This is a genomic window from Pontibacter toksunensis, assembly GCF_042686245.1.
GTDB classification, from domain to species: domain Bacteria; phylum Bacteroidota; class Bacteroidia; order Cytophagales; family Hymenobacteraceae; genus Pontibacter; species Pontibacter toksunensis.
On record NZ_JBHUOX010000017.1, the window covers coordinates 14,242 to 29,090 of the forward strand.

The following is a 14,849-nucleotide window of genomic DNA, read 5'->3' on the forward strand; positions in this document are numbered from 1 at the left end:
TATAGTGACTAAACGAAAGTGCCAAAAAGTTGTTACTAAGTTCTACACTAAGTTTAATATATTCTCCACTAATACTTATAAACAATTTACCCTTGGCGGAGCATGTTATGATGCTCCGCCAAGGGTAAATTGTTTTAAATGCTGTATATTAACGCGCGCGTAAGAAGTTAACGCAGGAAAGTTGAAGGAAGGAGCAGTCTCCTGCCTTGCTGAAATACTATTCTGGATTTTTTACCGGATTTTTTATGCTCCTACTGCTTACCGCCAATCCGACTATACTTTGCCGTATGCGGTACGTTCCACTATGCTTCTGCCGAGCGTTACCTCATCCGTATACTCCAGCTCGCCGCCCACAGGCACACCCCGGGCAATGGTGGTGATACGCAGGTTATGGTCGCGGAGCTTACGGGTAAGGTAAAAGGCTGTGGTATCGCCCTCCATAGTTGGGCTTATAGCCAATAGGATTTCCCTCACCTCTGAGTCGGGCAAACGCTCCAGCAGTGACTCTATCTCTAAATCAGACGGACCGATTCCTTCTAAAGGCGAAATAACCCCACCCAACACGTGGTAAAGCCCCTTGTACTGCGAGGTATTCTCAATGGCAATCACATCCCGGATATCACTCACCACGCACAAAACTTTTTTGTCGCGCAACGGGTTGGAGCAGATATTGCAGATTTCTGTATCTGAGATGTTGTGGCACTGCTTGCAATGCTTCACATCGGTACGCATTTTCACCAGCGACTCAGCCAGCAAAAAGGTCTCTTCCGACTCTTCCTTTAACATATGCAGCGCCAGGCGCAGCGCAGTTTTCCTCCCTATGCCCGGAAGCTTTGCCAGCTCCTCCACGGCATTCTCAATCAACTTCGACGGGAAATTCATTCAGTCTCCTCTTCTACTCAATATCAGCTGACAGATCCTTTTGATGCAGGCTGGTGCACATGCCCATCAACTCCTCGTAAGAGCCTACCTTTACAGTGCATTTGCCTTTGTAATGAATCAGCATGGTGCACTGCTCCGCCTGCTCCTGCGTGTGGCGACACACTTTGATAAGCGTCTCTATCACATGGTCAAAGGTGTTGACGTCATCGTTGTAAACCACGAGGTTGCGCAGGTCTGTACTTTCCTCCAGCAACTCTACCTCAAACTCTTCTTTATGTAAAATTTCTCTCTCCCAATTCATAATGCAAAAGTACGAAAATTTAAGCACTTAACGAAGCTATGCGCTTAGCCCTGTGCCATTTCTTTTTGTCTCCAACCAGCTGGTTCAGCTGTATAATTCAACAATCCTGACGCCCGTTTGATTCCTGTTTCAGCTGAATTACCTGCTGCTATTTTACCCCGGGCAACGCAAAAAAGTGAAAGGAAAACAGGCCATCAAAGCTGCTACTGGTCTGCTGTGCGCCAAGAACCTATTGGGCTGAAGAGATAAAGTTTATACTTTTGTATACAGAAGCGGACATGGCAGCAGTCGCACCCTCCTACTACTGTATTTCTGCAGGCCTTGCCGCAGCCACCGTAAACGGAACTGTACTTTGAAAAAGATAAGGCCTCTCTGGCCAAACCGGCAGAGCGGTTAGCAGGAAAAGATTATCGGACAGCAACTATAATTTGTCGTACTGGGTAGCACTGCTCTCTGCTGCACGCATAGCGGGAGCGGAGCCCAAGAGCCTTGCCCGTACCTAATGCCACCCATTTTCGTTTTCAGGAATACCATTTAAACATGCACGTATGCCAGCCATCTCTCCGGCCTTTCGCCAGGCAGTAAAACAACTGAGTGACAAAGAAAAAGAAGCCATCATTCTGAAAGCTGCCCGCCGCGATGCCGAACTGTACGAACTGCTTTCGTTCGAACTAATAGAGGGAGTAACGCTGGAAGAGGTGTATGAGCAAAGTGCAGATAAGATTCATGAGCTGCTGCTGAATGCCAGCGGCCGGAGTTTGGCAAAGGCGCTTACCAAGGCCCTGCGCAAGTCGGTGAAAGAAATTGCCCGGTTCAAGCGTATCACCAAAAACCAGAAGGCCGAGATAGACTTGCACCTGTACACGCTGCGCCTCATCTTCGACAACTTCACCGGCCAGTTCGACAGCTACTACAAAGGCTTCTATACAGCCTCTGCCCGGCTGCTGCTCCGGACTACGCAGCTTATCCGCAAAAACCTGCACGAGGACTACCACCTCGAGTACAAATCAGAACTGGACAGCTTCCTGAGCCAGATTCACAGCCGCAGCAAACCCGTTCCCGTAGCCCTGCCCCAGGAGTTTGAGGTGGAGTAGTTAATTTTGAATGATTGAATATTCAGTTACTCAATATTTATTCAAGCTCCGTCACCTTCACATCCTCCAGGTTGATATCAGATACTTTTTCAAGTTTGCCTGCCTCAAAGGCTCTGTCGTAGTTTTCGAGGGGGAAATCTTCTTTCGAGGTATAGTTGATGTAGTCCTGGAAGCGGACGCCGCTTACTTCGCGCACATTGGTAGCCTCCCTGAAGCGGGTGCCTATACTCCCGTCCTCTTCTTTGAAATTGTAGGCGAGGTAATCCATGGTGTTGCGCTGCTGGTGAATCCAGTATACATACACGTCTTCATGATCTTCTCCCCCACCCTCAGCCGCAAATGTTACCTGTACTTCGTGATAAGGTTCTCCTTTTATAGTGGCCTCTCCTAAGTACTTCTTCTGCACGGCGGCGTCGTTCAAAAAGTAAGGAAGCAGGGCGAAGTATATTACAGAATTAACAGAGGCACTGAATGCTTCCTGCCGCTCCTGTGGCAGCTCCACTGGTTTATCGTCTGCTGTTCGTTTAAAGCCGCTGTTACTGAGTACATCGTGGATGCGCTGGCCAGTGGAGTCATCAGTGAAAGTGCGGCTGTAAACGTAGGCTCCGTTGTCGCGGAGGGCGCGGTATTGCCTGTCGCGCAACGTGAAGGTTACGATGCCCTGGTCTAAGTGCTTGCCTCCGTGTGCGGCAATGGCAGCGTCCACAATGGCTTGAACTTTCGGCTTTTCTTTTTCTGCGCAGCCTAAGGAGAACAAGGCCAGGAACAGCAGTACGGTGTATTTATGTAGTATCAGTTTCATCTTTACAAAAAAGTATTGGCGCTGCCAAAGATAAGTATTGCCGCTCAATAGACGGTATGCCTAAAACGAAAACCGCTCCGACTCTTCGGAAAGAGCGGAGCGGAAATCGAAATGAAAACAGGTATTGCTTACTGCTGTGCAGTTGCACCAGTTGTATTGTTCTGTGCCGTTACATCAAACGTAATGATGAAGTTGTCGTCGATAACTTTGTCCCCCAAGTCATCAAAGAAGCTTTTAGAACCATAACGTACATCAAACTTTGAGCGGTCTACAGTTACTTCAGCTTTAGCAGTGGCTGTTCCGTTGTTCACATTGATAACGGCCGGGAAAGTAACCTGCTCCGTTTTTTCTTTGATGGTCAGGTTACCTGTTACGTTATGAGTTGCCTCACCAGTAGGATCCGTAGCTGCCGTAACATTGGTAATTTCGAAAGTAGCCGTTGGGTACTTCTCTACACCAAAGAAATCATCAGACTTCAGGTGGCCTACAAGCTTCTGGTTGTCTTCTGCCGTTGTAATATCAGAATTCGTAATCGTGTTCATGTCGATTACCAACTTACCACCAACTACCTCGTTGTTGGCTACTACTAGTTCGCCGTCCTGAAGCTCAATGTTTCCGGTGTGCTCGCCACCAACTTTTGAGCCTTTCCAGTTTACTTCGCTTCTCTCCGCTACAACGTTGTAGCTTTCTCCATCAGCAGGAGTAGTTGCCTCTGTTGTTACTTCTGTTGTAGTTTCAGCAGTTTCAGTTGCGCTCTCGCTGCAAGCTGTGAATAAAAGTGCTGCTGCAAATGAAGCATAAATAGCTGTTTTTTTCATGGGTATGTTTTGTTTTTGGTTTTCTAAATATGAATCCTGAGCCTTTGCTCTGTGATACGTTGCAAATTTATGTATATACATTTAATGTACAAACATTTTAAGTATAATTTAGTTCACCAACTGATAGAAATCTTTTAGAAAGTACGTTTCACCTGTAAAACATTCATAAATAGACTCTTAACTAAATAATTGCATTATAATATGCAGTATAGGAAGTTAGTTTTTACAGGTATCCTTACCTGAGAGTTACAAAACCGACTTTTCAGAAATGAAGTAAGTAACAACTTTTGCACTGCTAAGTTGAAACAAACCATGTGTATAGCTGAATAAGCGGTTAACACCCTGAACTGTAAAATGTTTTCCTGTTAGCCAGCTGATGCCTTTTCCCCGGTTGGTATAAAGTAAAAGAAGCCGCCCCACAGCAACAATGTGTAGGGCGGCTTCTCGAGAAATCACTTCTGTTACTTGCTGGCAGTTACAGTAGACTGGCTTGCAGTTATATCAAGTGACACCACGAAATCATCATGGATGGCTTTATCACCCAGGTTCTCGAAAAAGTTAATGGAACGGTAGCGGATATCGAACTTCGTACGGTCTACCGTTACATCTGCTTTTGGGTTTGCCACACCGTCTTTCACAGTGACAGTAGCCGGGAAAGAAACTGGCTTTGTGATGCCTTTGATGGTCAGATCGCCGGTTACCGTTGTGTTAGGCGCGCCTGCAGCTGCTCCGGCTATTGGCTTCACGCTTGTGATTTTGAATGTTGCTGTCGGGTTTTTCTCTACGCTGAAAAAATCATCTGACTTCAGGTGGCCCACCAGCTTCTGGTTGTATTCTGCATCCTTTATGTCGGAGCAGGTAATGGAGTTCATGTCGAAGGCGAAAGTACCTCCTACAACTTTCTTACCCTGTACGTCCAGTAGGCCGCTGCTCAGGCTGATGTTTCCTATGTGCTCGCCGGTCACTTTTTTAGCATGCCACTTTACGTCGCTTTTCGCTACATCTACTTTGTAAGCACGCGCTTTAGCAGGTGTGGCTACCTCTGCAGTGTTTAAATTGGTGTTGATGCCGTTGTTTGTGTTGCCAGCATAAACCGTGAAGATCATGACGCCAACAAGTGAGGCAAGGACTGTAAACTTTTCCATTTTGGTCTTCGAGTGGGTCTTGTATAGTTGGTTTTTTTATACTTAGCTTCTGATTTTGTCGAGTAGCTCATTCAGCTGCTCTGCCTCCTGTTCTGTCAGGTTTGTGATACCGGTGCCGGTGCCGCTCTCTAGGACGTCCATTTCTTTGAGCAGGTTCAGACCCTTTTCTGTTATCAGCACATCAACGGTACGGCGGTCAGCGGGGCACTGCTTACGGGTTACAAGCTGTTTGGCCTCCAGTTTGTCTACAATGCGGGAAGCATTAGATGTTTTATCCAGCATGCGCTCTATAAGCAGACTGATGGTAGCCGGCTTCGGGTGCTGGCCACGCAGAATGCGCAGTACATTGTACTGCGGCAGCGTTACACCAAATGGCTTGAAGAGGCCTGCCTGTGCCTGCTGCACCCAACCCGAAGTAAAAATCAGGTTGATGTGTGCTTTCTGATGCTCGCTCTTAAAAGAACTTTGCTTGATTTCTTCTTCTATTTTCATTCTATGGCTACTGCTCTGAATAGTGTTAAAAATATGTGTACACACATTAAATGTACAAACAATTAATATATAAGCCTATAATTCTAATTTTATCGCTCTTGGTTAACAGGAATATACATCAAAAGTTAAGAATCATTGTTCAAACAAACAAAATTCGGCACCCGTTACCCTATTTATTACTTTAAGTACAGGATGCCATTCTGCTCCCGCACCAGCTCAAACGGGTCCTCCTCTACAATCAGAAACCCGTCGAGGTCTACGAAATCGAAGGCGCTGCTCAGTTGCATGGCCGACCAGATACCCAAGGATGTTTCCACCATACACCCCAGCATGGCCATCATTCCGTTCTTTCGCGTCTCCAGCAAAAGCCTCACTGCATTCAGGTATCCGCCGGCCTTCATCAATTTGATGTTTACGCCATGAAACTGCGTGCGCAGCAGTTGAAAGTCGGCTGTATCTGTTACAGACTCGTCGGCCACCAGCGGTATCGGGCTGGTTTCTTTTATATGGGCATAGGCCGCAACATGCGAGGCTGGCATTGGCTGCTCCACAAAAAGCACCTGCCCCTGGTCCAGGGCATTCAGGAAGTTCATTAGCTCATCCGGGTCCTGCCAGCTTTCGTTTCCGTCTATCACCACCTTGCGGGGTGTTGCTTTCAGCACCTCCTGCACCATTTCGAGCCCCTGCTCGTGGTTCACCTTTACCTTCAGGCTCTTGAAACGGTTCAGGTTGTTGGCCTGGATAAACTCCTGCACCAGCCCCGGATCCATAATAGGAAGCGAGTAGCAGGTAGCCTGCTGTCCCGGTGGCTGCTGGCCCAGCATGTGGTGTACGGCAATGCTTTTGTGCTGGCAAAAGTAATGGAGGAACGCAGACTCTACCGCGAAGCGCAGGGAGTTGACAGGGGGGTGCTCCTGCAGCAGTTGCAGCAGGTCCTCCATGCTGGTAATGTTAGCCAGGCCTGCCATCAGCAGCACCTGGTACTGCTGGAGCAGCAGCTCGGGTGTTTCGCCGTACCGGATGTTTGGCGCCGCCTCCCCAAAGCCACTGAAGGTGCCGTCAGTTACCTGCACCAGGAAGTTCAGCTTCTCGTCGCTGGCATTCCGGGCAATCTTCCAGGTATACTTTAGTTTGAGGTGCAATGCCTCAATGCGCCATGTCAGCATAGTAAGGGTGATTTAAAATAAATAAACAGGCACAAGATGCCACTTCTAAGCCTGATACGCTATTCGTATTACCTTCAACTTCAACGGTAGAATAAAGTTTGCCTGTCTGTCTCCTATTGTCTCTTAAAATTTAGTTTTGAAATCGGATCCTGTGTGTTTGCGGATGTGCATTTTGCCCCTATATTTGCTAAGCTAATGTAGCTGTGCCCTGTCCGCAAATCCTCTGATTGAAGGCTTTACAGGCGCATTTACTACAAAGGCTTTTTCCGGCGGCTGCCTTATACGGCAGGTTGCCTTTTACCTGATACCATTTATGAAAAAGTCTTTTTTACCTCTGGCCACGCTGTTGTGCATTACCATAGCGGCCATACTGACTGTGCTGCAGCAGTACAGCTTTATTTCATTACCGGTTGAAGCCCTGATGGCCGTGCGCTGGGCAGGCATTGGGGTGCTGCTGATGTACGGCCTGCAGAAACGCTCGCTAACCACCTGGATTCTCATCAGCATGGTAGTGGGTGCCGAAATAGGCTATGACTTCCCTGAATTCGCCACGAACCTGAACGTTCTGAGCAAGGTCTTCCTCAAGCTTATCAAAACCATTATTGCGCCGCTTATTTTTGCTACCCTGGTAGTGGGTATAGCGGGTCACTCTAACCTGAAGCAGGTAGGCAGCATGGGCTGGAAAGCCATTGTCTACTTCGAAATTGTGACAACGTTGGCTCTTTTCATTGGCCTTGCAGCCATCAACATCAGCAAGGCCGGCGAGGGCATCGACTCCAGTGTAATAGCGCAGGGTGAAGAAGAGATTGCGGCCCCGGCCAAGCAGTCTGCCGCCGACATTATCCTGCACGTGTTCCCGGAGAACATCGCCAAATCGGTGGTAGAAGGCCAAGTGCTCCAGATCGTGGTGTTCAGCGTGCTCTTTGCCATTGGCCTGGCCATGGTAACCGAGAAAAAGCGCAAGCCGATGCTGGAGTTCTGCGAGAGCCTCTCCGAGACCATGTTCAAGTTCACGAACATCATCATGTACTTTGCCCCTATCGGAGTGGGTGCCGCCATTGCCTATACTGTAGGCCATATGGGCTTCGGTATTCTCCTGAACCTGTTCCAGTTGCTGGCTACCCTGTATGTGGCACTCCTGGCTTTTGTGCTACTGGTACTGTTGCCTGTGGCCCTGATTGCCCGCATTCCCATCAGACGATTTCTTAAGGCTGTTTCCGGTCCGGTATCTATTGCCTTCGCCACTACCAGTTCTGAAGCTGCCCTGCCCCGTGCCATGGAAGAGATGGAGAAACTGGGCGTGCCGCGTAGAATTGTGGCTTTCGTTATGCCAACCGGCTACTCCTTTAACTTGGATGGCACTACCTTATACCTGGCGCTTGCTTCCGTGTTTGTGGCGCAGGCTGCTGGCGTTCCGTTGAGCTGGGAGCAGCAACTGGTGATGGTGTTCACGCTGATGCTGACAAGCAAGGGAGTGGCTGGTGTGCCGCGTGCTTCTTTGGTTATACTTTTAGGCACTGTCGCTTCCTTTAACCTGCCGGTGTGGCCGGTGTTCGCCATCCTGGGCATCGACGAGCTGATGGACATGGCCCGCACCTCCATTAATGTAACCGGAAATTGCCTTGCCACCGCCGTAGTAGCCCGCTGGGAAGGGGAGTTTGACCTGCAGCCGGAAACAGGCGTGGTAGAGACTACTATCCCTGAACTTGTACAGGATCAGCCGGAAGAGGACAGGGCTCCGGAACTGGTATAAGATTGATAGCAGAGAACTGCAGGTATGAATAACTACCCTCTCTAGTTTCGCGAAAGTTTCCGCTGCTTATGTAGAAGGGAGCTTAATAACTACCACTAATGACAAACTCTCAGGGCAGTTGATAAGCTTCCTTTTTCTTTTCTGACCAATTTTGCCTGTTATTCTGTTTGGTGATGCTGATAAGAATGTTCAAGAAATTCCTTAAATAAGAATTATTGCAGAAGCAGATACTACGCATTCATCCACATATCCTGATATTAATCTTTGTTCTTTATAAATATTTCCGAGGAAGCATTGCTAATATCAGCTTAAAGATTATATATTTAATCGTGGGATTAGAAACCTATGAAACAGAACACGTTAACTAGCAATTCTGGAGTCTATTTGGCTCCGTTCAATAAGTGACACTTCTATACTGCTCTACCCACTGTTAAGCACTTGATGGGTAGGCAGGAATTAACATCCCGCTTTTTACCGACTTTTCCTTACACCATAAATCAACCACTTATGAATAGAGTTTTCTACCCGCTCCTTCTGGGGTTTGCCACCCTCTGCATAAGTTTATTCCCTGTTCTTTCCTATGCCCAGACCGAGCAAGATGCCCTGATGATGGGCGAGCGGAAGCTCTGTGTGGCAGCTACTGTGCAGTACAGCAGTTGGACTGACTATTGGGAGGGTACCTTTAAACGGGACAATGAGAACATGGGCCGGGTTTCGACGAAAGCAGCCGCGCTCATGCTGAACTATGGGCTGAGGGAGAACCTGAACATAATGGCTACCCTCCCCTACATCAGAACAGCCTCCAGCAAGGGTACTTTAAGTGGCCTAAAGGGTTTCCAGGACCTCAGCCTAGCAGTTAAGTGGAGGGCTTTGCAATGGCAGGCCAATAGGCAGAAGGTGTCAGTATTTGCTGTTGGTGGCTTCTCTACCCCCACCAACCAATATAATGTTGAGTTTCTCCCTATGAGCGTTGGCCTAGGCAGTCAGGTTCTCAGCGGCAGGCTGATATCAGACCTGCAGGTGAATAAGTTCAGCTTAACCCTTTCGGGTGCTTACCTGCACCGGGGCAATGTAAAAATAGACCGGTCGGCATACTATACCGACCGCCTCATTAACTCAAATGAAGTGGACATGCCGGATGCTGGAAACTTTCAACTGCGCACCGGCTACCGGAGCAGCCGGGTTATTGCAGAGGTCTTTATCGATAACATGACCACTTTCGGTGGATTCGACATCCGCAGAAACGACATGCCTTTTGTAAGCAACCGGATGAACAGCACGAAGATAGGTCTTGAGGGGAAATATTATTTGGCAAACATGCCTGCGCTGGGTTTTCATGCGGCAGGCTGGCACACCCTGAAGGGCCGGAACGTTGGCCAGGTCACCGGTTTACTGGCTGGGGTAGATTATATCTTTGACTTTGCTTCTAACACCACAAAAAATTAATCACATGAAGAAGCCCTTTAACTTACTCTTGGCCTGCTTCTGTCTCCTGTACCTGGCATCCTGCGACAAAGACGTTGTGGAGACCAATGCTGGCTATCAGGCCCTGCAGCCAGCTCAGACTGACGCTGATGCAGGTACCTGGACTCCTCTTATCGTATCCTCCGCGGCCGATTTTTCAGTTCCAGCCCCGGAGCCTGCTGCTTCTGCTGCCTACCAGCAGGAACTGAAAGAACTCAAAGCACTGACAGCCAATTTAACAGCGGACCAGGTACGGGTTATTGATTACTGGAAAGTAGGCAGCGTGCTGCGGTGGAATGAGATTATGAGGGAGTTGGTAGCCAAGCATAACCTACCCCCTTATCAAAACCCAGATAACACTTACCCGGTACCAAGTGCCGCTAATCCGTTTGCTTACCCGGTATTCCCCTTTTCCAATCCGCCTTATGCAGCCAGAGCCTATGCTTATGTAAGCGCGGCGCAGTACGATGCACTCGTAATGGCTCATCATTTCAAAAACGAATACAAGCGGGCCGCTCCTTATCAGGTTGATGCATCCATCAAAACAGCGGTGCCTAAAAGCGATTTAGCCGCTTACCCTTCAGAAGATGCCGTGGTTGCAGGCGCTTCTCTTGAAATGATGAAGCTTTTGTTTCCGGCTGATATAGCCTACCTCACCAAAATGGCGGAAGAGGAAAAGAACTATCGCCTGTGGAGCGGTGCCAATGTGCGCAGTGATGTAGCGGCCGGAGACTCTCTGGGCAGATGGATAGCCCGGAAAGTTATTCAAAGAGCGAAGTCCGATGGCATGGGCGCATCAGTTGGCACGCCGGAGCTCTGGACGAAGCTGGAGGATGATTGCAATGCAAGAGGTGAAACACCTTGGATGTCTTTAGAAACGCCAAAGCGCCCGCCCATGCTACCGTTTTTTGGCAATGTAAAACCCTTGCTCTTCGATAGAGAGGATGTGCCTGCCTTGCGTCCCGGTCCTCCTCCATCTGCTACTTCTGAGCAGATGCGCAAAGAGCTGGATGAGGTATTAAGCTATACACTGCATCCTACCCGTGAGCGGATGCGCATTGTCAATTTCTGGGCAGATGGCGTGGGCACTTCCACACCACCAGGCCACTGGAATGCCATTGCCACTGAGGAATTTGTAAAGAAGCAGTACAGCGAGGTCCGGTGGGCACGCAACTACGCCTTGTTAAACGTCGCTCTGATGGATGCGGCTATTCTGTGCTGGAACACGAAGTTCTATTATTTTAATGCCCGGCCTTGTCAGCTGGACCCGAAAATAAAAACACTCACCGGCGTACCTAACTTCCCTGCTTACGTATCCGGACACTCTACTTTCAGTGGAGCGGCAGCCGCTGTATTAGGCCATCTTGTTCCGGAACGTGCAAATGCTTTTCAGGCGATGGCACAGGAAGCTTCTGATTCCCGCTTGTACGGTGGAATCCATTACCGCGCTGATTGTGAGGAAGGGCTTAAAGCCGGTAAGAGAGTAGGCGATTATGCTATCGCGCGCGCCAGAACAGATGGGGCAGACTAAAACTGAAAAGGAACCACTCCAGTGACCAGCTCTGCTAATCCGAGTACATGGAATACCTGCTTAAATTAGGTTTCCCTGTTATCATTTCCTGAAGTTTATATGACCATGAGAGCTACAAAACAAGAAAAGCCAGTCTTACTGACCGGCTTTTCTTGTTTTGCACCAGGATATTGTAATGCTTTATTTCGACATCCACACTCTTGGTTTTAACAGAACTACCGTCTGGCCCTATTTTTACCGATTTTACTTTCTGTTCCTCTAAAACAACCTTTGCAACTGGTGCTTCTACCACTTTAACTGTTTCTTTCTCTACAACAACTGTTTCCTTCTCTACTTCCTCTGCAGGCTGATTATTACAGCCAACTGTTAATGTTAATGCAAGTGCACTCAATACATAAATAAACTTTATACTATTATAGTATAACTAGTGTAGGACAAACATATATATATATCTAAAACCCTAAAATGGATTTAATTGAATATTACTTTCTTGCCTGATATAAGGTAACCACTTATAACGGGAGTAACTAATGAATACTAATATATAATAATACTTTAAATTAATATAAGTTTCTATGCCCTACTGTAGGTCAATCAGACTGAGCCGGAAGAATTGTATGTTAGCCAGATAAAGCACGGAGAAATCAGTAAGTTCATCATGTAACCACTAAAATAAATATGCCTGAGGATTAGGGTAACTATTTATCTCGCCTTCAAGCCGTGCAGCACAAAGTTCCCGTCAGTAGGAAGACAAATAAATTTATGCCTGTACATAAAGCTTCTGATGCTTACTACCGTATAAAGTATTCACTACACGTTTATACTATATACAGTTAATATAACTATACAAAATGTCAGAGAAGAAGGTAATCGTAGTATTTGGTGCAACCGGTGCCCAGGGTGGAGGTCTCGCGCGTGCCATCCTGCAAGACAAAAATAGCGACTTCGCGGTGCGTGCAGTTACCAGAAATGCAGCATCAGACAAGGCAAAGGAACTTGCCGGCATGGGAGCAGATGTAGTAACTGCTGATATCGACGATAAACAAAGCATGAAAAAGGCCCTGCAAGGGGCATACGGCGCTTACTTTGTTACTTTCTTCTGGGACCATTTCTCACCGGAAAAAGAAATCGCAGAGGCAAAGAGCATGGCCGAGGCATCCCGTGAAGCAGGTCTGAAGCACGTAATATGGTCAACATTGGAAGATACCAGGAAGTGGGTACCGCTCGAGGATGACCGTATGCCCACCCTGCAGGGCAAGTATAAGGTTCCGCATTTCGATGCCAAAGGAGAAGCGGATCATTTCTTTACCGATGCCGGTGTACCCACCACTTTTTTTCGTGCCTCTTTCTACTGGGATAATTTCATCTTCTTCGGGTCTGGACCTAAAAAAGGACCTGACGGCAAGCTATACCTTACCCTGCCCATGGACGATAAGAAAATGGCTGGCATAGCTGCCGAAGATATAGGCAAATGCGCCTACGGCATCTTTAAAAGAGGAGAAGAACTTATTGGCAAAACAGTTGGCGTAGCAGGGGAGCATTTAACAGGACAGGATATGGCTGATCAACTTTCAGAAGCCATCGGCCAGGAGGTGCTGTATAACAACATCACCCCGGAAGCATACCGCAACCTGGGTTTTCCCGGGGCAGACGATTTGGGAAATATGTTCCAGTTTTACCGCGACTTTGATGAAGTGTGCAATTCAGTGCGCGATGTCAGGTTTTCGAAAGAGCTGAACCCCGATTTGAAAGACTTCTCCATGTGGCTCTCTGAGAATGTAAAGCGCATACCGCTTGAATAGTACCAGCTTATAAGCAACTCTGTTATATATCAAAAACTCCACGGCCTGCCGCACCACAAGCGACAGGCCGTGGAGTTTTCTCCTGTTTCACCGACAAAAGCAGCGCTTTTATCGGGATTATATCCCTGTATAGGCACCTTTTTGCCCATGCGCATCATTTTTGCTACTTTTAATGAGGAAAGTGCCATATGGCATGCCTTAACTATAGCAAAAATAAAGACTATATGAGAAACAAATTCGTAGCACTGCTGCTCTTGCTGGCTTTTGCCTTTACCGCGGCAGTGGCGCAGGAAAGCCAGAAAGAGAAGATTCTCCCTTACCCTATTCACCAGGAAAAGCTGGACAACGGCCTGAATGTGGTCACGGTGCCTTACAACAGCCCGGGGCTGGCCGCGTTTTACATTGTGGTGCGGGCAGGCTCCCGCGAGGAAGTAGAGAAAGGCAAAACAGGATTCGCCCACTTCTTCGAGCACATGATGTTCCGGGGCACAGACAATTATTCCAAAGAAGCCTACGGTGATATCTTGAAAGCCATCGGGGCATCTGCCAACGCCAACACCTCCATCGACCGCACCGTGTACCACATGACGGGAAACGCCGAAATGCTGGACAAGATGTTTGAGATTGAAGCAGACCGTTTCCAGAACCTGAAATACAGTGTGCACGACTTTAAGACAGAGGCCGGTGCCGTAAAAGGTGAGTATACTAAAAACTCGGCCAGCCCCTACCAGCAGTTGTATGAGAAACTGGTAAGCACCGCCTTTAAAGACCACACCTACTCACACACCACCATGGGCTTTTTTGAGGATGTGGTAGACATGCCGAACCAGTATGACTACTCCCTTACCTTTTTCGACCGCTTCTACCGCCCAGAGTATACTACCATTGTGGTGGTGGGTGATGTACAGCCGGAACGCGTAAATGACCTGGCGAAGCAGTACTTTGGCGACTGGAAGCGCGGCACCTACAAACCGGAAATCCCGAAAGAGCCGAAGCAGACACAGACGCGTTATGCTCACGTGAAACAGGAAGGCTTCCCACCCTACCTCACCCTGGGCTTTAAAGGCCCTGCTTTCTCTGATAAGGACAAAGACCTGCCTGCGCTGAGCATTCTGTCTACCATTCTTTTTGCTGAAAACTCTGACCTGTACCGCAAGCTGGTGGTAGACGAGCAAAAGGCCCGGTTTATCGGCGGTGGACCACAGTTCTCCCGCGACCCGAACCTGATTTCTGTATCAGCCTCCCTTTTAAAAGCAGAAGACATGCAGTATGTAAAGGATGAGCTGATGAAGGCGCTAAACGAGGCGAAAACAAAGCCGGTAGATGCTCAGAAAATCGAGGATACCAAATCGCGCATCAAGTACTCTTTTGCCATGAGCATGGACAGCCCTGATGCCATCGCCAATTCGCTGGCCCGCTTCATCTGGCTATCCGGCGACCCGGAGTCGCTGAACAACCTTTACAGCGTGTTCGATACTATTACGGCGCAAGACCTGATGAACGTGGCGAAGAAATACTTCACCCCAGAAACGATGACCGTGGGCACCATTGCCCCAACAGAAAAGTCGCCGGTGAAGTAAGGCTGCGTTTTAATCAATA

The 14,849-nt window shown here is 48.2% G+C and carries 14 protein-coding genes; 6 read left to right on the forward strand and 8 right to left on the reverse strand.

Annotation, left to right across the window (positions count from 1 at the left end):
* Positions 1-273 precede the first annotated feature (273 nt).
* On the reverse strand, positions 274-882 hold the full coding sequence (gene recR / locus ACFS7Z_RS19080; RefSeq protein ID WP_377487955.1) for a recombination mediator RecR: 609 nt from the start codon (positions 880-882) through the stop codon (positions 274-276).
* A gap of 13 nt (positions 883-895) precedes the next feature.
* Positions 896-1,183: an ATP-dependent Clp protease adaptor ClpS gene (locus ACFS7Z_RS19085; protein ID WP_377487957.1), complete on the reverse strand. Its 288-nt coding sequence runs from the start codon at positions 1,181-1,183 to the stop codon at positions 896-898.
* A gap of 548 nt (positions 1,184-1,731) precedes the next feature.
* On the opposite strand from ACFS7Z_RS19085, the gene ACFS7Z_RS19090 reads away from it, so the two are divergent.
* Positions 1,732-2,277, forward strand: a complete 546-nt coding sequence (locus ACFS7Z_RS19090) for a hypothetical protein (protein ID WP_377487959.1) — start codon at positions 1,732-1,734, stop codon at positions 2,275-2,277.
* A 37-nt stretch (positions 2,278-2,314) separates the two neighbouring features.
* Here ACFS7Z_RS19090 and ACFS7Z_RS19095 read toward each other — a convergent pair whose 3' ends face one another.
* The 5 genes from ACFS7Z_RS19095 to ACFS7Z_RS19115 all read right to left on the reverse strand — a co-directional run bounded on the left by ACFS7Z_RS19095 (position 2,315) and on the right by ACFS7Z_RS19115 (position 6,700).
* Positions 2,315-3,079, reverse strand: coding sequence for a DUF6503 family protein (locus ACFS7Z_RS19095; protein WP_377487961.1), 765 nt, complete (start codon positions 3,077-3,079; stop codon positions 2,315-2,317).
* Between the two features lie 128 nt (positions 3,080-3,207).
* Positions 3,208-3,897, reverse strand: coding sequence for a YceI family protein (locus ACFS7Z_RS19100; RefSeq protein WP_377487963.1), 690 nt, complete (start codon positions 3,895-3,897; stop codon positions 3,208-3,210).
* Positions 3,898-4,358: 461 nt separating this feature from the next.
* Positions 4,359-5,042, reverse strand: coding sequence for a YceI family protein (locus tag ACFS7Z_RS19105; RefSeq protein WP_377487965.1), 684 nt, complete (start codon positions 5,040-5,042; stop codon positions 4,359-4,361).
* Positions 5,043-5,084: 42 nt separating this feature from the next.
* Positions 5,085-5,534 carry a MarR family winged helix-turn-helix transcriptional regulator gene (locus ACFS7Z_RS19110; RefSeq protein WP_377487967.1) on the reverse strand — a complete coding sequence of 150 codons (450 nt, stop codon included), beginning with the start codon at positions 5,532-5,534 and terminating at the stop codon, positions 5,085-5,087.
* 176 nt (positions 5,535-5,710) lie between these two features.
* Positions 5,711-6,700: a dipeptide epimerase gene (locus tag ACFS7Z_RS19115; RefSeq protein WP_377487969.1), complete on the reverse strand. Its 990-nt coding sequence runs from the start codon at positions 6,698-6,700 to the stop codon at positions 5,711-5,713.
* 313 nt (positions 6,701-7,013) lie between these two features.
* Between ACFS7Z_RS19115 and ACFS7Z_RS19120 the strand changes: the two genes are divergently transcribed.
* From ACFS7Z_RS19120 to ACFS7Z_RS19130, 3 genes are all read left to right on the forward strand, one after another.
* Entirely contained in the window at positions 7,014-8,453 is a 1,440-nt protein-coding gene (locus tag ACFS7Z_RS19120; protein ID WP_377487971.1) for a dicarboxylate/amino acid:cation symporter, read from the forward strand.
* Positions 8,454-8,960: 507 nt separating this feature from the next.
* Positions 8,961-9,899 (forward strand): hypothetical protein, encoded by a 939-nt coding sequence (locus ACFS7Z_RS19125; RefSeq protein ID WP_377487973.1) that lies wholly within the window; start codon positions 8,961-8,963, stop codon positions 9,897-9,899.
* A gap of 4 nt (positions 9,900-9,903) precedes the next feature.
* On the forward strand, positions 9,904-11,448 hold the full coding sequence (locus tag ACFS7Z_RS19130; RefSeq protein WP_377487975.1) for a phosphatase PAP2 family protein: 1,545 nt from the start codon (positions 9,904-9,906) through the stop codon (positions 11,446-11,448).
* A 112-nt stretch (positions 11,449-11,560) separates the two neighbouring features.
* On the opposite strand, the gene ACFS7Z_RS19135 is transcribed toward ACFS7Z_RS19130, so the two are convergent.
* Positions 11,561-11,839 carry a hypothetical protein gene (locus ACFS7Z_RS19135; RefSeq protein WP_377487977.1) on the reverse strand — a complete coding sequence of 93 codons (279 nt, stop codon included), beginning with the start codon at positions 11,837-11,839 and terminating at the stop codon, positions 11,561-11,563.
* Positions 11,840-12,299: 460 nt separating this feature from the next.
* Between ACFS7Z_RS19135 and ACFS7Z_RS19140 the strand changes: the two genes are divergently transcribed.
* Together ACFS7Z_RS19140 and ACFS7Z_RS19145 are read left to right on the forward strand one after the other, a co-directional pair.
* Entirely contained in the window at positions 12,300-13,250 is a 951-nt protein-coding gene (locus ACFS7Z_RS19140; RefSeq protein ID WP_377487979.1) for an NmrA/HSCARG family protein, read from the forward strand.
* A 224-nt stretch (positions 13,251-13,474) separates the two neighbouring features.
* Positions 13,475-14,830, forward strand: coding sequence for a M16 family metallopeptidase (locus tag ACFS7Z_RS19145; protein ID WP_377487981.1), 1,356 nt, complete (start codon positions 13,475-13,477; stop codon positions 14,828-14,830).
* Positions 14,831-14,849: the final 19 nt, after the last annotated feature.